The following is a 20,763-nucleotide window of genomic DNA, read 5'->3' as shown; positions in this document are numbered from 1 at the left end:
CATTAACCTTTACAAAAATGGCCTAAACACGTCGATTGACATCTAACATTACATGGTAGAACAATTCACCTCCCGCGTCCGTTGTCGAGATCACTCGCCACATGACGCTACCATGTATGGGTAGATTGAATGTCGTCCGAGATCATGATCATGACCGCGCAGGAGGTAGCGGAGCTTCTCCGTATTTCGCGCGCAACCGTGACCCGTCTGGCTCAGCGTGGCGAGTTGGCACGAATCCCCGTAGCCGGGCGACTGTTGTTCACGCGCCTCGAGGTCACGCGTTTCGTAAGCGGGCAGCGCCAGAACGGAGCCCCGCTATGACGGGCGTGACCTATACGGAACTGGCGCGCGTGGGTTCGTACCCCATCGTACAACATAGCCAGTCGAAGCAGCTTTTCGTTGCCTGGTACAACGCGGCAACCCGTCAAGTCGTGCGTGGATCGTTGGCCACCGGCAACCTGGCCGATGCTGTTATCAAGGTTCAATCCCTCGTCGACCAAGGCATGCAGGGCGATCCGCGCCCGTATCTCAAGGCTGCGGGCCCTATGACGCTCCGCATGATTCTTGAGGCCCACCGCCCCTACATCGCCAAGCTGGCGTCGGCCGAGGCCGAAGCGATCCACATCGCGCAGTTCCTCAACTCTGACCTTGCCGACAAGAAGGTCGTCACCATCGTACCGAAGGATTGGGAAGGCCTGCGCGATCGTTGGCTCGCGGAAGGAAAGACGATCGGGACGATCAGCCGCAGGATTTCGACCGCCCGTTCTGCACTGCGCCGTGCGCACGACAACGGCGAGATCACCTCGTTCAGGAAGGTGCCTGAGTTCAGGACCAAGAACCATATGAGATCGGCAAAGCCGAAGGGCGCGATCCTTTCGATCGCCGAACTTGCTCGCCTCTACGATGCCTTCGAAGAGCCCCACCTGCAGATTTGGTACGCGTTTCTTCTGGGAACCGCCGCCAGAACGGCTGCGATCCTCGATCTCCAGCTGGGATCGTTCGAACGCGACCCGGCGCTGGTCATGCTCAATCCGGAAGGACGACCCCAGTCGACGAAGTGGCGCCCCTGCCTGCCGATCCACCAGCATCTCGCCCCGTGGGTCGAGCAGCTGCCGCCCGGACGCGCGGTGACTTGGCGCGGCCGGCCGGTGAAGAGCGTGAAGAAGGGGCGCGCCGCCGCGGTGACGCGCGCAGGGCTCGATCCGCGGGCAAATTCCTATTCCGTGCGACACTCGCTCGGCCGCTTCATGCAGAGAAAGCGCGTGGACCGCGAGCAGATCGCGATCTGGCTCGGCCATATCGCGCCCCCTGAGAGCCCCGAGACGACGCTCATCTATAGCCCCTACGAGCCGGAATTCCTCATCGACGCCAAGCGAGCGACTGCAGAGTTCGTGGCTGAGATTGCCGCGCGGGCGAAGACGCCGCTGCTCGAGCCGCCGCCGGCGGTCACGATGATGTGGCAGCTGCGGCGTCAGCGGACGAAGCGCGATGATTGACATCGAAACAACTTATCCGGCGCGTGACAAACAGTTGCGCGCAGCGGCCGCGATCGAGCTTGGCTGCTCGGTCGTATCCCATGCCGACTACGTCAACTGGCTTATCGACGTCAGACGACTGTTGCTAGCCGCCTCGTCCTGGCGCCAGTACCGCTGCGCCGCTGCCTATGTGCTGGAGAAAGGCGGAACGAGCGAAACCCTGGCGTTCGCCCGCAGACTGCGCGCCGCTAAGCCGATCTCGAGCTATGAGCGCAAGGCGCTGCCGCGCAGGACCTCCGCCTTGAAGAGCAAGGGATTGCCGCAGAACGATATCGATACCTTGTTGGCCAAGATCGACGCTAGCCGTTCTGATCATCGGAACGCCTTGCGCGCCTATGTTCAGGCCACACTTTTGACTGGCCTTCGCCCTTGCGAATGGCCCAGCGTGACGCTCAAGCTTCAGGACGGCACGCTGATCCTGATCGTTACGAATGCGAAGGCGAACGACCTCAGGGCGCACTCTCTCGAGCGAACACTGCTGTTCGATCGGCTGCCCAGGAAATTCGCGGAGCGCTTGTCTGAATGGCTGACCATCGTGGCCGCAGCAGGCGACGACTATCCGAAACTGATCAAGGCGCTTGGTGATGCTCTGCGTTCGATAACGCGCAAGTCATTCCCACGCCGCAAGCGGTGGCCGACCCTCTATACGATGCGGCACATCTTTGCTGCGCGCGCAAAGGAGCACTACGCTGATCGCCCCAGCGGGCTCGCCATCGTCGCAGCGCTCCTCGGCCACTCCTCTGATGCCACCGCGACGCATCACTACGCCAAGCGCCGCGCCGGTGGCGGATTGCCGATCCCGCGCGCCAATCCGAACGAAGTTTCGCTGGTTCGCGCAGTGTTCAAAAAGAAATTCGATGCCTTCGTTGAGCTTGAGCGAGGTGTCGCGTCCAACTCGGTGGGGAGCCCCCGATGATACGCGCCTCCACACGAAACCGTGGGTGCAGGCGTCGCGGCCATGATCCGCCGAGACACGATACCTGCACACCCTCATCGCAACTCCAACGAGGTTTGGACATGACCCTAGAAGAATTCGACGATGCGGCCGAGCTGTACGATGGCTTCGCTGTGTACGACCGCGAAGGCATGGTGCAGTTGGTTGGCCAGCTCGCTCTCGAACTGATCGAGCAAGGCGTACTCGATCGCGATGCCCTGCGCCGGCGCCTCGATCGTCTGATCGCCGACGAGCCGGATACCGATGATCAAGTTAGCCCGCGCCTCGCCGAACTGCGCTCGCTTATCGAGCCCGACGATGCAGGTACTACCTCTGGTTGATAAGAACCGGCGGGCGCCAGGTCGACATAGTGGCCGCCGCCATCAATCCCTCTCCGACATAGAAGGAATTTCCAACATGGAACGCATTATCATGGCCCGTGTGGTCGCAGGACTGCTCTACAACACCGAAACCGCTGAGCTGATCGCAGATGTTGCCCGGACAGGGGGTGACTGGAACTACGAGCGGACGCAGCTCTTCCGCACGAAAAACAGCCGGTTCTATCTGGCTGGCGAAGGGGGCGCTGCGACGCGGTGGGCACAGCGGATCACGGGGGACCGCGGCTACGTCGAAGGCGATGGCGTGATCCCGCTAACTGACGCAGAAGCTCGGTTATATGTCGAGAGGTTCGCCAACCACCGTTTCGACGAGTTTTTCGAATGCGCTGACGCCTAGTCAACAATCCCAAGACAAGATTGAGATAGCATGACAACAGGCTCGGCATCGCCGAGCCTATTTTGTATCCGATACAGCGATTCCCCAGGTTGAGGCCTCCAGCCAGCCCAATCGATAAAGCGCTCGCTTTGCCTGAAAGCTAATTTTCGACTGAAACCGCTGGTTTCGCTTCAAGAGTGGTTCGAGCTTTAATGCCGATCCCGCGCCCGTTCTCGAACAGGAACTCTATGCCGCGGTCTTCAAAAGCACGCTGCAGATCGCGAAGCGTCCGCTCCTGACCGGAAGATGCGCCCTGTTCGATCCGTATGATCGTGCGTTTGGCTACGCCGCTCCACTGTCCCAACTCGTCCTGCGAGATGTCGAGCCAGCTGCGGGCAGCCCGTATTTGGGCTCTGTTAAGCATACAAACTCACTTAAAGTGACAAATGTCACTTGATATGACAATCTAACTCTCGTGGACACGCCGTCCACGAGGAGAGCTTAAGACATGCATACCGCCTGCACCAACCCTACCCCCTCCGCCATCCCCAGCCTCAGCGCTGCCCCGTCCGATCCGTCCGCGACGCCGCCGCGCGCTCCTATCCCTGCCGAGCTGATGGCGCGGATCGAGCAGGCGGTGACGGGCGCGGGGTCGGCCGAGTTCGCGGTCGATCCGCTGCTGGGTCCGAGCCTCAGCGCCATGAACTCCTTCCTCGCTTCGGTGGTGAAGCGCTCGGGCGCGGTGATCGAGGACGCGCTCTACGCCGCCCTCGTCCGCCACCGCCGCTTTCTGGTGATGCAGCAGGTCCGCATCCCGATCACCAGGGCGGCCGAGATGTACGTCCAGGAGAACGGCGCCGCGCGCGTCGAGGAGCTTTCGCTGACCAGCGACGGCGCCAGCGTCCGGACCGGGCATTTCGACCTGATCGTGATTGACCAGGAGCGCTCGGTCGCGATGGTGATTGAGATCAAGCGCGGCTCCGGCATCACCGAGAGCAAGAAGAGGCGCCAGACCGAGCGCGATCTCGCCTGCGCCAGGCTCCAGCTCGCCTCCTATCTGCGCACGCTGCTCGGCATCAAGCTGAAGTCCTATCGCTGCCATGTCGTGGATTTTTATGGCAGGTCGGGATTTCGGGAAGGGCTGACCGTCACCCGGGACGGGCTCGACGCGCTCTTCGGCGTGCCGGTGACGCCGACCATCGACGCGGCGCTGGGCGCACTCGAAAGCCGGATGCTCGCCCGCGTCCCGCCGATGCTGCAGTTGGCTCAGGAGCGGCTCGCCGACCGCGCCAACGTCGCGACCCGCCCGCGCCGTGCCGGCCGCGGCGTCCTCGCCGCGCTGGCCCGGAGCCGCGAGGCGTTGCCTGAGGCGGCGATGAGCCCGGCCGCATGAGGCAGGGGCGGCGTTACGCCGCCCCGTCTCCAGACTTTCACTTTTTCACCTAACGCGACGCTGGCTACATGCCGGCGATCGCCGGAGCTTGCCCGTCATGTCCAACGCCGTCTTCGCCCATCCTGCCATCGCCAGTTTGCCCGATCACGACGCTGCGCTCAGTGTCCACGGTGGCGTGCCGGCCCAGACCGCACCGCTCATCCTGATGTGGCGGACCAGAGCTGCCGGCGCCATTGGCGATCATGAACAGGCCGAGCTGCGTGCGCTCCTGGCCAAGCTCGTGCCGCTGCGGGTCGAGCACTGGCGCGAAGCACTTGCTGGTGACCCCGCCGCCGCCGTCGCCATGGCGCTGAAGTTGTCGGGGCTGGATGTGCTCGACACCCCGCGCCACGACCTCGTGATGTCGGTGCTGATGCTGCATGCGCTGGATGGGTCCGAAGGAGCCCGCACCACGCTCGCCTTCGCGCTGCAGCGTCGGCGATATCTCGGCGAGGACGTCGCGCCGCTGATCGCCTCCTGGCGCCGACGCGATCCCGCTGCGATCCACCGTGCTTCGCTGCAAGCACTGATGGAGGCCCTGTCGTGAGCGCCGATGCTAATCCGCCCGACGATGCGCTCGAGCCCGAGCTCTACAGCTTTGCGTCGGCTCAGGCCGATGTCGCCGAGACCCCATTGGTCGCGCTCGACCTGATCGCGCTCATCGCCTGGCACGAGACCGGGGGACTGCGACTGATCGAGCTCCTGAAGCGCAGCCAGGCGATCCTGGTCAAGATCCCGTCCGAGACCTGGTACGGACCGATCAAGGCGATCATCGACCGCGAGCGCACCGGCGCGGTCGTCTTCGAGGGCAAGCGCAAGGCCGACAAGCGCCCGAACGACGCCTTCGTCGGCGAGACCTTGCAGGACGGGCGCAGCGTCGTCGGCATCGCCGTCGATCCGGCTCAGTTGCCGCCGCTTCTGGTCAGCGCGGCAGATGCCGAGTTCGTCATCGCGGCGCCGTCGCCCGCGCTCGTTCGCCGCGCCATCGCCGGCTTCTACCGCAAGCGCTGCCCGAAGGTGACCGCCGCCGACATTGCCGGGCTCGACCTGATCGAGATCGCCGCCGCGATGCGTCCGGGCGCGACGCCGCAGTCGAGCCTGCAGCGCCTGCGCCGCGTGAGCGCGCGCAAGGCGACGCCGGGCCTCGTTGAGGACACCCCGCTGCTTGACGAGCTCTCAGGTTATGGCGAAGCGAAGGAATGGTGCGTCGACCTGGTGGCCACGCTCGATGCGGCGCGCGCCGGGACGGTCTCCTATGGCGAGATCGAAAGCGGCATTTTTTTCGGGCCACCGGGCACCGGCAAGACGCTGCTGGCTCGCTCGCTTGCGAGGACCGCGCGCATCACATTTGTGCCGACATCGGTGCCCGATTGGTTCGCGCGCAAGAACGGGCATCTGGGCGACGTCGTCCAGCAGATCGACGAGGTTTTCGCCCGTGCGTTGGCGCAGGCGCCGAGCGTGCTCTTCTTCGACGAGATCGATGCCTTGCCCGATCGCGCCGTTGCCGACGCCAGATCCAGGGATTTCTGGAGCAGTGTCATTTCGACGCTCCTCACCCGCATCGACGGCTGCCGCGCCGCTAGACGCGGCGTCGTGCTGTTGGCAGCGACCAACCATCTCGGTCATCTCGACGAGGCCCTGAAGCGCCCTGGCCGTTTCGACCGCAAGCTTCACATCCCGCCGCCCGACTCCGAGGGGCTCGCCGCGATCCTGCGCGCGCACCTCAAGGGCGACCTCGCCGGCGTCGATCTTGCCCCGCTCGCGCGTCTGATGCCGGGTGCGACCGGCGCCGATGTCACGGCGATCGTCAAGGCGGCACGCCGGCTCGCGCGAAGCACCGGTCGCCCGCTCGACGTTGGCGACCTGCGCCGCGCGATCCTGCCAGCGGACGGACGCAGCGAGGCCGAGCGGCACCATGTCGCGATCCACGAGGCCGGCCATGCCGCGGTCGCGCTCGCCATCGGCTGCGAGGTCGCCCAAGTCTCGATCCGCGGCCATGGCCGGGCCGGCGGCGCGACCGACCTCGTGATTCCCCAGGTCGCGACGCTCGCCGACATCGAACGGCGCGTCATCGTCTTGCTCGCTGGTCGCGCCGCCAACCGCAATGGCGGTGCCCTTCCCGACACCGGCGCGACCAGCGATCTCAGCGAAGCGACGAGGTTGCTCGCCGCAGCGCAATCGAGCTTTGGCCTGCATGGCGGCCTGGTCGTGCGGTCGAGCCCCGAGGCCGCCCTGTCGCTGGTCGCGCGCGACCCGGCTCTGGCCGAGACCATCGACGCCAGGCTCCAGATCCTCATGCAGCGGGCCGAGACGCTCGTCGCTCAGGAATGGCCGCTGATCGAAGCGATCGCGGACGTCCTGTTAAGACAGCAGGTCGTGGATCGCGAGCAGCTTGCGACGATGGCCAACCGCAACAGTCGTAAGGTTGACGAGCAAGGCTGTCCCGCCACGCCTTCGGCTGCGACCGTGAGGCTCTGACGCTGATGCAGATGATGCCCCCGGACCACCAAAGGCCAAGAGCCTACCGCAGGCGCCGACCCGCGGTGGCGCTGGCAGTCCCGATAGCGAGCTGAACCTCGCGCTGCGGCGCACCGTCCATCCCCCATTCCAGATTGCCGCGCCATCGCGCTGGCCATTCCTTCCTCGTGGAGACGACTATGTCGCGCCCAACGAACACGTCCGATTGGCAGACCGAGCTTTACCGCAAGCACTCCAGCTGGATCGCCGGCACCCCGCCGCATATGGCAATCGGCGACGGCTGGGCCAAGATCGTGTCCAGATTGTTCGATCGCATCGCCGAGACGCTCGCCGGCGATTTGCCATCGACCAATGTTGCGATCATCGACATCAAAGAAAAGTACGGCGAGTTCCGCATCGATCTCTTGGCCCCAGTTGGTCCCGAAGCCGAGGCCGCGATCGAACGCGCCATCCTGCTTGCAGAGTTGCGCTCGGAATGTTCTTGCGACGAATGCGGAGAAGCCGGGAGGATGCGGTCGACGCTCGGCCAATCCGGCTGGCTCGCCGTCAAGTGCGACGCTCATGGCGCCGGCTACCCTCGTATTGTCGCGAAGGGTCCGCCGAGGCGTCGGATCACGGATCGCCACGGCGTATTCGACGTCGCCTATGACCGGGCGACCGACAGCATCACGCAGACCCTGGTCGCGGGGTTGGGCGAGACCGATTGAGACTCGATCTCGCGTCGCAGAGCGACCGCGCAAGCACCGTCAGCGTAGGCTGTCGGCCGATGCCCCACGAGCTGGCATACGGAGCGCCTGCGTTTTGGCAATCCAATTTGCGCGACGCTGAGAAGGTTGAAACTGGCCAAGTCGCGAACGCGCCGTTATGGCCGATACCGTTGAAGAAGTCCGGCCGGGGTAAAACTCAAGCGGTGCTGGCGGTTGGTGGAGAAAACAGTTCTTCGCGCTTGAGGGAAGCGTCCTCTGCGACGGGGCAACGCCATCCGCAGAAAGATGAAATTTCCACGTCCGCGCCGACCTAATTCGCTCGAAGTATTGCGGCGGAGTTTTTCAACACAATCGGCCCATAGCTGAAGTTTGCGACGTCTGCTTTTCGGCAGGCTGGACTCTTTGCACTAAGCCGAGCTGGTTCGTATCCGTCCGGTGAGAGCCGCCTTGCGAGGAGTGGTGCAGATCGTTGAGCACAGGACGTATGGACAGGCATACGAACAGTGCTTTCGAGCGGCTTGAGATTGTCGAGACCGGGCGTCGGCGCCGCTGGAGCGAGGCGGCGAAGGAACGGATCGTTCTGGAGAGCCTGAGCGGGCCGCGGCAGATCTCGGCGACGGCTCGGCGGCACAACATCTCGCGGTCGCTGCTGCTGATCTGGCGGCATGCGTTCTTGGCCCGGAATGACGACGCAGCGCCCGGCTTTGTTCCGGCGGTTGTGACCGCCGAGCCCGCTCAGACGCCCCAGGCTACGACATCGATGCCGAGGACGGAGATCGTACTTCGGTGCGGCCGGCGGATCGTCGTCGAAGGTCCGATCGATATCGCGGCCGTGCTGGCGTTGGCGCGCGGGCTGGAGGCCCTGCGATGATCCCGGTCCCGAGCGGGGTTCGGGTGTGGCTGGCGACGGGCCATACGGATATCATCGGGCCGCCTTGCCGCCTTGACGCGTCGGCTGCCTCACCAAGGCGCCTGCGCTACGCAGCAGCTGCGCGATCGCCCGAGCACTCTTGGCCGATCCGTCCCACACATCTTCGATCGCCCGCTCGATCGTTTGCCGACCAGTAAGGCTCTTAGTGATCCCATCATAAAATGGAATATTCACATATTCTAGGACGACCAAGACTTGGCGACTCGGGCGCTTGAAGCCGCCATTGCATATGCGGCTGATCCAGGACTGGCTAACCCGATCTTTCGCTAGTTTCCTTCGATTTATCTCATCGCATAGCTGTTGTTCCGTCATTCCACGGTCCGCGAGCCACCGCCGCAGCTCAAGCCCGATTTCAACTGGAGAGCGCCTTGTCATGAATGAAATTTACTCGCATAATCGCATAACTGACAATGCCTTTACCGCCGGCAAGTAGAGACCAGCCGTGGACATGCTGCGCAAAGAGCTGGAAGCCCATATTGGTGCGCTGACGGGAAAGCTCGGCGCGGGTCAGCAACTGCTGGCCAGGAATTGGTTTGCTCGCCACGAGTTTTTCGGGCCGTCATCGACGAACCAAGACACCCACGATCTGCCTTTCCAGCGCTGGTACCGGTTCAAGGAAGCATTCGCTCCGCGAGCGGTGGTCGACGCCATCAGGAGCCTTGAAGCCCCGCCATCAACCTGTGTTGACCCGTTCGGGGGCAGTGGGACCACCGCACTGACGGCGCAGTTCCTCGGCATTCGACCCACAACCGTGGAGGTCAATCCGTTCCTTGCTGACCTGATCGAGTCGAAACTTCAGACCTACGACACCGAGGCTTTGCTCGCCTCATTCCGGCAGGTCATTGATCTCGCGGCGGCCAACAAGGCCGATCCGGCCAAGCTATTGCGAGATGCCCCCAAGACGCTGGTGGCGCCGGGCGTCAACGATCGCTGGATTTACTCCGTTCCGGTGGCCGAGCGCATTCTTGCTTACCGGCAGGCGATCGAAACGCTCGATAACAAGGCTCATGCACGACTACTGCGTGTGCTGCTCGGCTCCACGTTGGTGACCTTGAGCAACGTCGTCATAAGCGGCAAGGGACGTCGATACCGATCCGGCTGGCAGAACAGGCCGGTTCAGCCGACGTCGGTTCATCGCATGTTCGAGGCTGCGTTCCTGAATGCTATCGAAGACATAGTCCGTTTCGGCAAGCGGCCGTGCAGCGAATACACGCTGCTCCGCGGCGACGCCCGCGTCGCCCTGACGCAGGCTGAGCCGGCCGACTTCTCCCTCTTCTCGCCGCCGTATCCAAACTCGTTCGACTATACGGACATCTACAATCTCGAACTCTGGATGCTCGGCTATCTGAAGACCCCGGAGGAGAACCGATTGCTGCGCGAGGCGACCTTGCGCTCTCATGTGCAGATCAAGCGTTCCTTCGAAGCTACAGCGTCCTCGCCAACGCTCGACGCGACCATGGTGGCTCTTGAGGCACGACGCCCGGAGATGTGGGACACCAACATCCCAGATATGGTCCGCGCATATTTTGACGACCTGGTCGCCGTCCTGAACCAGCTGCACCGCATCATCGTGCCTGGCGGCTCGGTAATGATGGTGGTGGGCGACAGCCGGTACGCCGGCGTCGCCATCGACGTCGGCACCATCCTGGTAGAACTCGGCCAACGTCTCGGTTTCACCCTGTCCAACCTGTCGTCCATGCGCTCCATGAGATCAAGTGCCCAGCAGGGCGGCACCTACGACCTCGACGAGACTTTGGTACACATGGTCAGGCGCTGACAAACCCGGTGGTCAACCGGCCGCGCCAGACAGCTTGAGTCCCGCTCCAGCCGCGGCAGCCTCTGCAGCTCGATGAGCTGAGGCCGACGAGTACATATAATACCTTCGAAGCGTAACATCGTTCGCGGCCGCCAGCATGACGATGTCGGGCTGGTCCTCGTCGGTGTCGCGCGCATCGAAACAGCAGAGGTAGGCCAGCTTTCCCTTGAGGTCCTTTCGGTACTCGATCGCCTGCTGGACGCCGTCGCTGGCGTGCTTGATCATCTCGTCTGCCGGGACGTTTCGAGCCGTTTTTCCTGCGGAAGCCCGGGTTCGCAGAACTTTGCATTCCAATGCCGTTGGCCCAAGCTCATCCTTCATCGCGTGCCGTGAAATCTTAACGTCGACGCGTCCGTGAGGGGTTTGATCCTCGACGGTGACATTGTCCTGTCCGACGGCGATTCTGAGGAAGAACCCAAGCATCAGACTTATCCGGAGTTCCGCATTTTCGATCGTGATGCGATCGTCCGCCTTGCCCTTCCACGGCAGTAGGATGCCCGATGGGGTTTGGGTGAATGTGCGATGGAATTCCCATAGCTGGAAGTCAATCGCAGGCGCGTCCAGCTGGACTGCACTTGACGGACGGACATAGAGCCGGGTCGAGCCGCCGTTAAGCCCCGCTGGGCAAAGGTACATTTCCGCCCGGTCGCCTCTCAGCAGGCAATGCGCCGACGAGTCCAATCCCAATTTGACCAAAGCCTCACCGAGCGCGTTCTGATGGCCGCAAGTTGAGAATGGAACCTCAGCCACGACCTTTAGGTCGTAGCTGGCGACGAATATCTTACCTTCGATGTCCGCATCCGCGGTCGACGCGAAGTACCAGAATTTCTTTGCAGACAACCGCTTCATGTCCTGAGCGATCGCACGCGACAGGATGACGACGCACGGCGCGGCGCCTTCCTTGCTCCCTCCCTTGTCGTCGAGCCAATCCCGGAAGAACCTATGTGCACTGGAGAAGAATTGGGCCTCGAGCCCTTCATCCGATGCCGGGAATGACGGCCCGCCTGCGTGCCCCTGCAAAGATCCAACGACATCGGCGTCAAGCAATTCAGCAATCAGAGCGTCGTTATCAGGCACGGGCTCGCTCCTGCTCGCGATCCCACACCTTGTCCAGGTAGCGAAAATAGACATGAATTGTCTGACGTCGGCTGGCGGCCTCCTTGTCGACGCGACGAGCGATCGCGTCAGCCGCGAGCACGGTCAGATTGCGCGACGCCGTATCGAAATCGATTGGGCCCTCGGCGTCAGCGCGATCGTAGCTGATGTCCACCAGAACGAGGTCATCTGCCGCTTTAGGGGGCTCCTCGTCCTTGATGACCCCTGCAAAGGCGCGGACGACTTCCCTCAAATAGCTCGCCTTCTTAGCCATCTCCGACAGCTGCAACGCCTTATCGACTGCACTCATTCCTGTTGCCGTGAGGCTGTAGTCAGCTTCGAACCACCAACCAAGGTCGTCCCGGAGCGTTTTCAGGTTGGAAGCAGCCGCAAGCCCCTGCGCGCAGACGCGATCGATGTCCCACTGGACCTCGGGAAAGAAAGGTCCCCGCTTGTACTTCAGGAGATACCCGTCGGGCGTGAGCAGATCGTAGACGGGCGCCATTGCATTGGCGAGATAGACCAGCCGGTGAAGCCGCTGCGCCGACAAGGGAGCGATGCCGATGCGCTCCGCAGCGTCGAGCAGCGTCAGCAACCACATCCGCGCAGCGAGGACACCGCGTCGCTGGCTCATGGCTGGGCGGACCCGCGGTCGACTTCGCCAGCGCCTTTGCCATGAGAGCCGATCGGCCCCGAAGGCCGCTGATCTTCACGAACGTCTTGGTATACCGCGGCGCGTAGCTTGTCCTCGTAGTAAGTCCTGTGCGCGCGCAGTGCTGCGTTCGGCAGAGCCAGCTCAAGCAGATTGATCACATGCGCGCTTCGCTCCTCGACCGGCAGGATCGGTGCGTCAACTCGCTCTCGTGCCACAATGTCCGACCCCAGAAGGTTTTCATCATCTTCCCTGACCGGCTCCACAGGTGGCGGAAGCCTCGCACCGAACAAGGCTGGGATCATGTTCTCATCGTTGAGATTGGTGCTGGCGATGAACACGTTCCCCATCGGCTCGCCACCCGACGCGAACTCCCGGAACAAGGCGCCGGCTTCCGTTACGAACAGACTGTCGAGGCTGGCCTCCGGCGTCTCCAGCACGAGCATCGTCGGGCTGCGATCCTCTGCTGCGGCCTCCATCAGAGCCATGCGGAAAGCCAGATCGATGAACTCCCGCTGCGATTCCGATACGGAGGTCACATCCTCGCGCGGACTGGTGCCCCCGGAAAACACCGCAGAGCTCATCATGACTTCCAGAATCGGGAAATCGAAGGTTTCACCCTCCTGGCCAATCCTACGGCTGTCCTTGCCATCCCTAAGCAGGCACGTCTCGGCCAGCAGGTATTTGGCGATCCGGGCGAAGGCTTTCTTCACCACCGCGAGCTTGTCGGAGAGCCGCTGCTGCTGCCCGTCCTTGAGGGCCCGGTAGGTCACTTCGGCGCTGGTGCGCGATGCGATGATGGACGAAAGCCGGCCCTCGCCTTGTTCGACATACTTCCGCTTGAAAGCAACCTGCTCTTCGTCGTCAGCGACCAGGGCGTCAAGCACGTCAGGGGAAGCTTGGCGCTGCAACGCCGCGAGTTTGCGTTGAAGTGCACTCAATTCCTCGACCGAGGCCCCGCGCTCCTCGATGTGGCCGCGCAGAACTTTCGCCGCGGCTTCCAGCTCCTGATCCAGCCTCTGCAGTTCGTCCCTGAGCGAATCCACCTCCTTCGACGCGTGGTCAAGCCGCTTCTGGCTGAAGGTCGCATGGCTTACCAGGTTTTCCTGCTGTGCGGGGAGGCTCTCGCAGATCGGACATCGATGCTTCGCAGCGAGCTCGCGCAGCCTGTCGGCGGCTTCGGCTGACTTGTTTCCACAGACCAGGCAGCCGCCGCCGGCCGCGAGATTCAGAAAGACATGCTCCGCCGTGGCAGCGACATCCGGAAAGACATCCTGGTAGAAGAGCTCCTGCTCATACTCGAATGCGCGGCGGACTTCCTCGAGATCCAGTCGCGACTTCTCGCGCCGGAGCTTCGTGCCTTCGTGCACGGATCGGGCAAGCTCAATCGCCTCTGCGAACTCCGCATCCTTCTCCTGCGCGGCGACAAGAGCACGGCGCAGTCCTCTGATCTCGGCCGCCGCGCCGGACTGCTCGGCGGCATCATACTGGGCAAGCTCCTCCTGCGCCGCGCGGATCGGAACACGCTCGTTTCGGTATTGGCTGTCGAATTTCTGCACATCGTCGTAGGCTGTAGCGGCAGCTCCGGCAGCCTGACGATCGTAAAAGAGCAGGCGGAACATGTCGAACTGAGACCGCCTGTCCCATATCAGTTCCGGCCGATCCTCAAGGAAGAAGATCAGGAAGCGCAGGATTGCAAAAAAATCGAAATAGCTGGCGGTCCGGGACAACTCGACGACTAGTTCCTCATAACGGTCCTGCGTAGTCGTTTCCTCCGGCACGCCGTCCAACGACAGGAATTGAACCTCAAGCGTGGCGAGCGACCGCTTCACCGTTAGAAGCCGAGCGCCGAACGTGATTTCAGCAGTCAAGGTGGCGTAACGAGCCCCGTCGCGTACGCGAGCACGAAAATACTTCTTGTTGCGCCAGTCGACGAGCTTGTGCTGCGTCGAGGCCAAGCCACCGTCCTCTTTGCTCATATCCTTCGGACCAAGCAGGGCCCGATAGATGATGTTCAGCAGTGTGGTCTTCCCTAGGCCATTGATCCCCGCGATTACGTGGACACCGCGGGTGAAGGCGTGATTTATGCCATTCGAATTCGCAGGCCGGTATAGCTCGTAGCCATCGACGCTCAGGCGCCGAAGGACCGGAAAAACGATGGTCACGTAGCAACGCCCCCTAATACGTCACCAACAAGCTCTATCGAATGTCTCTCAGACGCGAGAACGGCAAGCAAGAGATCTTTTCAAGGGAGGACCATGCGGCAAGTTATCGTGCGCGATCGTCAGTGAGTCGCGTTGCGTCGCCTATAGCGAGATATTGAGATGCCTTGATGCGGTGGGACTGTCGAAGCCTACCTCATGAACTGCGCGAGACGGCCACAGCATTCTCGCAATTCAACCGGTCAACGATGCTGCCGGGTGTCTTTGAAGGCGCCATCAAGCCCCACCAGACATTCATTTCGTAACCAGGGATTGTTTCGGCTGTCGCCGGAACCGTCGGAAGGAGGGGGCTCCGCGTCTTGCTCGTGACGGCAAGCGCGCGAACGGTCCCTGCGTTGATGTGGGGCGTCGCTGTGGTAACCGCATCAACCAGGAGATCTACCTGCCCGCTTACCAAGTCGCTGAACGCAGGCGCCCCGCCACGGTAAGTCACGTTGGTTAAATCGATTTTGGCAATCGACTTCAGCAACTCAGCAGCAAGATGGGGCGATGTCCCATTGCCGGGGACCGCCAAGTTTAAAGCCCCAGGCTTGTCTTTCGCGTATCGAACCAGCTCGTCCAGGGTTTTTACGGGAAGCGTGTTCCGAACGAGTATGACGTTGGGAGCGTCTACGACGGGAGCAATCGGTTTGAAGTCTTTTATGTGGTCAAATGGCAGTGTTTTGTACAGCGACGGACTAATCGAGTGGATTCCTGTTGTCGTCAGTAGAATAATCTGGCCGTCGCCGTCCGCATTCGCTACGGACGTTGCTCCGATATTACCTCCGGCACCGCCCTTGTTTTCCACTACCACGCCCTGATCGAGCCTCTTTGCGAGCCCTTCCGCATGATCCACCCCCGTTGAATTGGTCCACCCTGAACTATGTCTTTTGGCAGACAGGAGGACCGATATGCCGAAGAAGCGCCACAAGCCCGAAGAGATCGTCGCGAAGCTGCGCCAGGTCGATGTGCTGGTCTCGCAGGGGCAATCTGTTGCCGATGCGATCCGCTCGATCGGCGTAACGGAGGTTAGCTACTACCGTGGGCGCCGTGAGTTCGGCGGCCTGAAGACGGATCAGGTGAGACGGATGAAGGAGCTTGAGGCCGAGAACGCCCGGCTCCGCCGCGCCGTCGCGGATCTGACGCTCGATGAATAGCCCCTAGATTTGTGGACGCCTTCTTCCCTTATTTTGAGGCAAGGAGGCCATGATGGGGCCCGGTCATTTTACGGACGATTTCAAGCGTGACGCGGTCGCGCAGATCACGGAGCGGGGCTACCCAGTTGCAGAGGTGTCGAAGCGGCTCGGCGTGAGCCAGCACTCGCTCTACGCCTGGAAGCGGAAGTTCTCGAAGCCACCGGCGTCGGCTGGTGTTGACCAGGCTGCGGAGATCCGCCGCCTGAAGGCGGAGCTGGCGCGGGTCACCGAGGAGCGCGACATCCTAAAAAAAGCCACCGCGTATTTCGCCAAGGATGCAAAGTGAGATACGCGTTTGTGGCCGAGCATCGCCGGCAGTTCCCGGTGCGGGCGATGTGTCGCTGTCTGCGCATCCAGCCCAGCGGTTTCTACGCCTGGCTGAAGAACCCGTTGAGCCGGAGAGCTCGGGAGGATGCGCGCCAGATCGAGCTTCTCGACAAGGCCTGGAAGGAGAGCGGCCGGGTCTATGGCTACCGCAAGCTACATGACGATTTGCTGGACCAGGGCGAGACCAGTTGCGCCAACCGCATCGCCCGCCTCGCAAGGCTAGCCGGGATCAAGGCCCAGATTGGCTATCGGCGCCGGCCCGGCTCTCATGGCGGCAAGCCGTCAGTCGTGATCGACAACACCTTGGCCCGACAGTTCGATGTTGATGCGCAAGACAAGGCGTGGGTGACGGACATCACCTATATCAGGACCCAGGAAGGCTTCGCCTATCTGGCCGTGGTGATCGACCTGTTCTCCCGCCGCGTCATTGGCTGGTCCCTGCAGAGCCGGCAGGTCACCGATGTCGTGCTGCAGGCGTTGCTCATGGCGGTATGGCGACGGAAGCCGAAGACCACGGTCCTGGTTCACTCGGATCAAGGCTCCCAGTTCACCAGCATGGATTGGGCAGCCTTCCTGAAGCACCACAATCTTGAGCATTCGATGAGCCGGCGCGGGAACTGCCACGACAACGCGGTAGCAGAAAGCTTCTTCAATCTGCTCAAGCGGGAGCGAATCCGCCGCAAAACCTACCGGACGCGCGAGGAGGCAAGGCAGGACGTGTTCGACTACATCGAGATGTTCTACAACCCCAAGCGCAAGCACGTCAGGAACGGGATGCTGTCACCCGTCGAGTTCGAACGGCAGCACGAGATGTAGCCCGACGGCGTCTACAAAACTCGGGGCTATTCAAACGGCCGGTATTCTGTTCCCGTCTTGACGACGGCATGCGCCACCCGCGCCATCTTGGCGGTGAGCGCGGTCATCGCCTTGCGACGGCGATCGGCATCGTCCACGTGACCGGCCACATAGCGGCCGAGCTTGTCGCGGAAGCTGTTGTCGCATTGGCGCGCGGCGACCTGCGCCGCCATCCAGAAGGTTCGGCGCAGCCGGGCATTGCCGTACTTCGACAGCTTGGTCCGACCGCGGAAGGTGCCGGATTGGCAGGTCGCGAGGTCGAGGCCGCAGAACTTCAGGAACTGGCGGTGATGGCCGAACCGGCGCAGGTCTCCGGCCTCGGCCAGGATTGTCAGAGCGTTGATCGGCCCGATTCCCGGGATACGCCGCAGCAACTGGTAATCGTGATGATCGGCCAACGTGATCTGCGCGATCTCCTCGATCCGGTTGCGCTCCCGGATCAGGCCCCGCGCCTGGGCAATGATCATTCGGAACATCGTAATCGCCGCGCTCTCCTCCGGCACGGGCAACGCGATCGATGAGCAGGCCGTCTCGTAGATATCGTTGATCAGCCGAGCCTTGGAGACCTTGCGGCCGACCAGAGGCCAGGCCTCAGCCACGAACGCTTCCCGCTCCAGTGCGGTGATGCTGCCGGGGGTGGGGAAGCGCTCGATCAGCGCCAGGAACCAATCCGAGCGGCTATTGCCGGCGAAGCGGCCGATCTCCGGAAAGTACAGCGGCAGATAATGCGTCAGGATGCGGTGCCAGGTCTGCGTCTTGGCCTTCGAGATCGTCTCGTGCGTCTTCGACAGCTCCTGGAGATCGTTGATGCCGGCGGCCAACGGATCGACATAGGCCTGCGTCGCGCCGATCCGCAGCATGTGCAGAATGACCTGTGCGTCCTTGGGATCGTTCTTGTCCCAACCGTTATGCAGCGCCTCCCGGGTTCGGGCCAGCGCGACCGAGGAGATCAGCCGCAGTTCGAAGCCTGCCGTCAGAAGCCGGTAAGCGAGCGTGCGATGGTAGTTGCCGGTTGCCTCGAAGCCGACGAGGATCGGTCGTCCGATCGCGGAAAGCTCAGCAGCCAGGCGGTCGTAATCCGGCCTGGTCGCCAACACAGTCATCCGCCGGCGTCGACCGCCTTCAGGTCGTTCGATCAGGACCTCCTGACGGTGCTTGGACATGTCGATCGCTACCAGCACGGCGCCGGTGGGAGTAGAAAAGCGCTTGGTCATGGCCTTGCTCCAAAGTGTTGTCTCGACAACCTCACTTTAGAGACCTGCTGGTCGGCCATGACCGCCGTGACGGCACGCTGCGCTACGCATGGCTGCGCGCGCCGTCAGCCAACGGTCGAGCCCCTTCCCAATGTGCTATGGCCCCGAGTTCGTCGCCAAGGCCGTGCAGGAATGGATCGGCGCGGTCGGCGCCAAGACTGCCTACATCGCTCCCGGCAGCCCCTGGGAGAACGGCTTCATCGAGCCGTTCAATGCCAAGCTCTGGAACGAGCCTCTCGACGGCGAGATCTTCTACACCCTCGCGGAGGCGAAGATCGTTGTCGAAAGCTGGCGCCGGCACTTCAACACCGTGCGCCCACATGGCTCGCTCGGATACAAGCCTCCCGCGCCGGAGGTCTTCATTCCCGCGATGACCGCGCGGGCGGCTGCGCAAACCAGACCGGCTACGCCGCCCCCGCTAGCGCCGAGGCCAACCGTCCACTAACAATCAAGCCGGACCACTCGGCGGGGGCGGATCAGACCCGGCGCCAGTCCAATCCTTCGAACAGGGCCTGAAGCTGGGCCGCCGTCAGCCGCAAGGCTCCGTCCTCGATCTTGGGCCAGCGGAACTCGCCATCCTCCAGACGCTTCGAGACCAGCACCACGCCGGTCCCGTCCCAGAACACCAGCTTCACCCGGTCCGGGCGCTTGGCGCGGAACACGTAGACCGTGCCGGAGAACGGATCGGAGCCCATCGTCTCGCGCACCAGCGCGGCCAGCCCCTCCGCGCCCTTGCGGAAGTCGACCGGCTTCGTCGCGACCATGACGCGGACCGCGCCGGTCGGGCCGATCACGACCCGGCCTTCAACGCGCCCAGCACCGCCGCGATCGTGGCCGGCGAGGCGCCGTTCTCGATCGTCACCCTGACACCGGCCACGTCAATCTCGATGGCCGCCGCCCGGCGCTGCCGAGTGCGCCGCTTCGAGCGTAACGTCGGCGCCGGCCGCTTCGGTACGAAGGCAGGTTCCGGCGTGGCCACTGCCGGCACGAACGCCGGCATCGCCTCCGCGGCTTTGCGGATCTCGCGCCGCCAGGTGAACAACTGCTGCGGCGACAAGGCATGGCGGCGGGCGACGGCGCTCACCGTATCACCAGGCTCGAAGCTCTCCGCTACGATCCGAGCCTTATCCTCAGCCGACCAGTCCCGCCGGCGCCCAGCGCCCGTGAAGACCTCGAACCGCCGAACCGGCTCGTCAATCTCGGCGCTCGATTTAAGCGTAAGCTCTGAAATCGTCATATGTCCAAGCCCTTCAGGCTCGGAACATCAACGTTCAAATCCCCGCACGAAAGGTGGGGTCGCAACGACGCTTACGACCCAGTCGAGTGTCGCCTGCGCCCTCGTCGAAACGCGAGCCGGCATCGCCTTGCTGGACAAGCTCAGCGTTCTCTACAGCCCGGCGAGCCGGGGCCTCGAATTCGTCCCACTCCTCCCCGACGAACGAATCGTCGGCAGGCTCGTCCTGGCGGCCGGGGCGCCACCCACGGCCGCATCGCGCGAGTTCTGCGGCGAATTGCGCGGCCTGATCAAGCAGATCGCGGACGCGGTGCCCGGGTCGGGGCTCGTTCCCGAACCCGCGACGGCATCCGGTCCTTCCTCCTAGCCGCGATTGCGCGAAGCCACCGAAACGCAGGTCTCTACCTCGGGAGACATACGCCGCTCGCCCTGCGCGTGCCTAGCGAAGATCGCCCGGAGATGCTCCAGGAACTCCGCGCTCGCCGGCGGCAAAGTCCTGCCGCGGCGCTTGGCCGCGTGCTGATGGACGCGGATCGACGAGGCATCGATCATCTGGATATCGCCATCGTAAGCGACTGAGACCGCTTGCAGAATGCGCGCCCAGTGACCGGCCTTGCGCGACCGGTTGAAGCGGTTGACGCAAGTCGTATGCGGACCATAGCGCGAAGGGATATCAGCCCATGGCGCTCCGGTGCGCAGGCGCCAGAAGATGCCATTTAGAACGCGCCTGTCGTCCACGCGCGCAACGCCGCGAACCTTCGTCGGCAGAAGCGGCTCGATCACCGACCACTCAAAATCCGTCAGGTCAAACCGTGCCATCTCAACCTCCAGGGCTGAGATCAATGAATCAGAACACCCCTACCGAGAGAACACCGTTTATGGGTATGTGACCTAGAGCAGAACTGGGCCACCTAATGGGGGCAGGCCAGTTTCGGGCCGCGCCAACAACACGGGATCGAGGCGAAACTCACAATCGCCGCAGTTCAACCGATCGCCACCTGGGTCACAAGGCGGTCATTTGAGGCGGAGTTCGATGTAATGATCTTAACTACGGTATCGTGTGCACGCGTGAGATAGTGGTCGTAACGCTCCTGAGCGGCAATGACGTCGCGTTGTTTGATAGCATCGAGAACTCCATGGAGAATAGCGACGGTCGTGCGCTTCTCGTCAACACCAGTGGAGACGGTGAGGATAATCCGGATGTAGGATATGCGATCGAAAATGGATCGCAGCAGGTTGCGAGCGGTGTCGTTGTTGTAGCCGCTCCAAAGCACCTTGAACCGCCCCGGCTTCACCGGAGGCCATTTGGTTTAAGTCACGCCGCCATTTGCTGTTCACCGAGCATGACGTAGTAGCGCGCCTCGGCTTCGGCCGGCGGGATGTTGCCGATAGGCTCCAGCAGT

Annotated in this window: 23 protein-coding genes and 3 pseudogenes; 15 read left to right on the top strand and 11 right to left on the bottom strand. The window is 62.7% G+C overall.

Annotated features, from left to right (window positions below):
* Positions 1-129: 129 nt before the first annotated feature.
* The 5 genes from IED13_RS29395 (at position 130) to IED13_RS27225 (ending at position 3,204) form a co-directional block, all read left to right on the top strand.
* The gene (locus tag IED13_RS29395; protein ID WP_191126000.1) at positions 130-321 is read left to right on the top strand and encodes a helix-turn-helix domain-containing protein; all 192 of its coding nucleotides are present in this window, start codon (positions 130-132) and stop codon (positions 319-321) included.
* Positions 318-1,496 (top strand): tyrosine-type recombinase/integrase, encoded by a 1,179-nt coding sequence (locus tag IED13_RS27240; protein ID WP_191125999.1) that lies wholly within the window; start codon positions 318-320, stop codon positions 1,494-1,496. The genes IED13_RS29395 and IED13_RS27240 overlap by 4 nt, the downstream gene beginning before the upstream one ends.
* Positions 1,489-2,451 carry a site-specific integrase gene (locus IED13_RS27235; protein ID WP_191125998.1) on the top strand — a complete coding sequence of 321 codons (963 nt, stop codon included), beginning with the start codon at positions 1,489-1,491 and terminating at the stop codon, positions 2,449-2,451. Before IED13_RS27240 ends, IED13_RS27235 begins: the two co-directional genes overlap by 8 nt.
* A 101-nt stretch (positions 2,452-2,552) precedes the next feature.
* Positions 2,553-2,810: a hypothetical protein gene (locus IED13_RS27230; protein WP_191125997.1), complete on the top strand. Its 258-nt coding sequence runs from the start codon at positions 2,553-2,555 to the stop codon at positions 2,808-2,810.
* 76 nt (positions 2,811-2,886) lie between these two features.
* Positions 2,887-3,204 (top strand): hypothetical protein, encoded by a 318-nt coding sequence (locus IED13_RS27225; RefSeq protein WP_191125996.1) that lies wholly within the window; start codon positions 2,887-2,889, stop codon positions 3,202-3,204.
* Positions 3,205-3,343: 139 nt separating this feature from the next.
* On the opposite strand, the gene IED13_RS27220 is transcribed toward IED13_RS27225, so the two are convergent.
* Positions 3,344-3,607: a helix-turn-helix domain-containing protein gene (locus IED13_RS27220; RefSeq protein WP_191125995.1), complete on the bottom strand. Its 264-nt coding sequence runs from the start codon at positions 3,605-3,607 to the stop codon at positions 3,344-3,346.
* A gap of 84 nt (positions 3,608-3,691) precedes the next feature.
* Here IED13_RS27220 and IED13_RS27215 point away from each other — a divergent pair, with 84 nt between their 5' ends.
* The 5 genes from IED13_RS27215 (at position 3,692) to tnpA (IED13_RS27195) (ending at position 8,671) form a co-directional block, all read left to right on the top strand.
* Positions 3,692-4,576, top strand: a complete 885-nt coding sequence (locus IED13_RS27215) for a hypothetical protein (protein ID WP_191125994.1) — start codon at positions 3,692-3,694, stop codon at positions 4,574-4,576.
* A gap of 97 nt (positions 4,577-4,673) precedes the next feature.
* Positions 4,674-5,162 carry a hypothetical protein gene (locus IED13_RS27210; protein WP_191125993.1) on the top strand — a complete coding sequence of 163 codons (489 nt, stop codon included), beginning with the start codon at positions 4,674-4,676 and terminating at the stop codon, positions 5,160-5,162.
* Positions 5,159-7,093: an AAA family ATPase gene (locus IED13_RS27205; RefSeq protein WP_191125992.1), complete on the top strand. Its 1,935-nt coding sequence runs from the start codon at positions 5,159-5,161 to the stop codon at positions 7,091-7,093. Before IED13_RS27210 ends, IED13_RS27205 begins: the two co-directional genes overlap by 4 nt.
* A gap of 179 nt (positions 7,094-7,272) precedes the next feature.
* Positions 7,273-7,800 (top strand): hypothetical protein, encoded by a 528-nt coding sequence (locus IED13_RS27200; protein WP_191125991.1) that lies wholly within the window; start codon positions 7,273-7,275, stop codon positions 7,798-7,800.
* 484 nt (positions 7,801-8,284) lie between these two features.
* Entirely contained in the window at positions 8,285-8,671 is a 387-nt protein-coding gene (gene tnpA / locus IED13_RS27195) for an IS66-like element accessory protein TnpA (RefSeq protein WP_191125990.1), read from the top strand.
* A 51-nt stretch (positions 8,672-8,722) separates the two neighbouring features.
* Here tnpA (IED13_RS27195) and IED13_RS27190 read toward each other — a convergent pair whose 3' ends face one another.
* A complete protein-coding gene (locus IED13_RS27190; RefSeq protein WP_248312796.1) occupies positions 8,723-9,043 on the bottom strand; it encodes a hypothetical protein in 321 nt (106 codons plus the stop codon).
* 130 nt (positions 9,044-9,173) lie between these two features.
* Here IED13_RS27190 and IED13_RS27185 point away from each other — a divergent pair, with 130 nt between their 5' ends.
* Positions 9,174-10,508: a DNA methylase N-4/N-6 gene (locus IED13_RS27185; protein ID WP_191125988.1), complete on the top strand. Its 1,335-nt coding sequence runs from the start codon at positions 9,174-9,176 to the stop codon at positions 10,506-10,508.
* A 12-nt stretch (positions 10,509-10,520) separates the two neighbouring features.
* On the opposite strand, the gene IED13_RS27180 is transcribed toward IED13_RS27185, so the two are convergent.
* The 4 genes from IED13_RS27180 to IED13_RS27165 form a co-directional block, all read right to left on the bottom strand.
* On the bottom strand, positions 10,521-11,624 hold the full coding sequence (locus IED13_RS27180) for a hypothetical protein (RefSeq protein ID WP_191125987.1): 1,104 nt from the start codon (positions 11,622-11,624) through the stop codon (positions 10,521-10,523).
* Entirely contained in the window at positions 11,617-12,237 is a 621-nt protein-coding gene (locus tag IED13_RS27175) for a hypothetical protein (RefSeq protein ID WP_191125986.1), read from the bottom strand. Before IED13_RS27175 ends, IED13_RS27180 begins: the two co-directional genes overlap by 8 nt.
* A gap of 35 nt (positions 12,238-12,272) precedes the next feature.
* Complete coding sequence (locus IED13_RS27170) at positions 12,273-14,459, bottom strand: AAA family ATPase (RefSeq protein ID WP_191125985.1); 2,187 nt, start codon at positions 14,457-14,459, stop codon at positions 12,273-12,275.
* A 193-nt stretch (positions 14,460-14,652) separates the two neighbouring features.
* A complete protein-coding gene (locus IED13_RS27165) occupies positions 14,653-15,351 on the bottom strand; it encodes a Bug family tripartite tricarboxylate transporter substrate binding protein (RefSeq protein WP_260368467.1) in 699 nt (232 codons plus the stop codon).
* Between the two features lie 55 nt (positions 15,352-15,406).
* Between IED13_RS27165 and IED13_RS27160 the strand changes: the two are divergent.
* Together IED13_RS27160 and IED13_RS27155 are read left to right on the top strand one after the other, a co-directional pair.
* A pseudogene (locus IED13_RS27160) lies at positions 15,407-15,649 on the top strand (transposase); the annotation flags it as partial.
* 55 nt (positions 15,650-15,704) lie between these two features.
* Positions 15,705-16,834, top strand: a protein-coding gene (locus IED13_RS27155; protein WP_191126003.1) for an IS3 family transposase whose coding sequence is annotated in 2 segments (ribosomal slippage) — positions 15,705-15,948 and positions 15,948-16,834 — 1,131 coding nt in all. Because the reading frame shifts where the segments join, the coding sequence is not laid out codon by codon here.
* A 26-nt stretch (positions 16,835-16,860) separates the two neighbouring features.
* Here IED13_RS27155 and IED13_RS27150 read toward each other — a convergent pair.
* Entirely contained in the window at positions 16,861-18,087 is a 1,227-nt protein-coding gene (locus tag IED13_RS27150; protein ID WP_191125983.1) for an IS110 family RNA-guided transposase, read from the bottom strand.
* Between the two features lie 139 nt (positions 18,088-18,226).
* On the opposite strand from IED13_RS27150, the pseudogene IED13_RS27145 reads away from it, so the two are divergent.
* A pseudogene (locus IED13_RS27145) lies at positions 18,227-18,571 on the top strand (integrase core domain-containing protein); the annotation flags it as partial.
* 31 nt (positions 18,572-18,602) lie between these two features.
* Here the strand turns inward: IED13_RS27145 and tnpB are convergent.
* Both tnpB and tnpA (IED13_RS27135) read right to left on the bottom strand, forming a co-directional pair.
* Positions 18,603-18,920, bottom strand: coding sequence for an IS66 family insertion sequence element accessory protein TnpB (gene tnpB, locus IED13_RS27140; RefSeq protein ID WP_191125982.1), 318 nt, complete (start codon positions 18,918-18,920; stop codon positions 18,603-18,605).
* Complete coding sequence (gene tnpA, locus IED13_RS27135) at positions 18,917-19,363, bottom strand: IS66-like element accessory protein TnpA (protein WP_191125981.1); 447 nt, start codon at positions 19,361-19,363, stop codon at positions 18,917-18,919. The genes tnpB and tnpA (IED13_RS27135) overlap by 4 nt, the downstream gene beginning before the upstream one ends.
* Before the next feature lie 127 nt (positions 19,364-19,490).
* Between tnpA (IED13_RS27135) and IED13_RS27130 the strand changes: the two genes are divergently transcribed.
* Positions 19,491-19,727, top strand: a complete 237-nt coding sequence (locus IED13_RS27130; protein WP_191125980.1) for a hypothetical protein — start codon at positions 19,491-19,493, stop codon at positions 19,725-19,727.
* A 143-nt stretch (positions 19,728-19,870) separates the two neighbouring features.
* Here IED13_RS27130 and IED13_RS27125 read toward each other — a convergent pair.
* Positions 19,871-20,179, bottom strand: a pseudogene (locus IED13_RS27125) (IS5 family transposase); the annotation flags it as partial.
* Positions 20,180-20,343: 164 nt separating this feature from the next.
* Positions 20,344-20,655, bottom strand: coding sequence for a hypothetical protein (locus IED13_RS27120; RefSeq protein ID WP_191125979.1), 312 nt, complete (start codon positions 20,653-20,655; stop codon positions 20,344-20,346).
* Between the last annotated feature and the right edge of the window lie 108 nt (positions 20,656-20,763).

It is taken from the genome of Allobosea spartocytisi (genome assembly GCF_014764685.1).
In the GTDB taxonomy this organism is placed as follows: Bacteria; Pseudomonadota; Alphaproteobacteria; order Rhizobiales; family Beijerinckiaceae; genus Allobosea; species Allobosea spartocytisi.
Note: the sequence above shows the minus strand (reverse complement) of the source record. Positions and strands in the feature narration are given on the sequence as shown.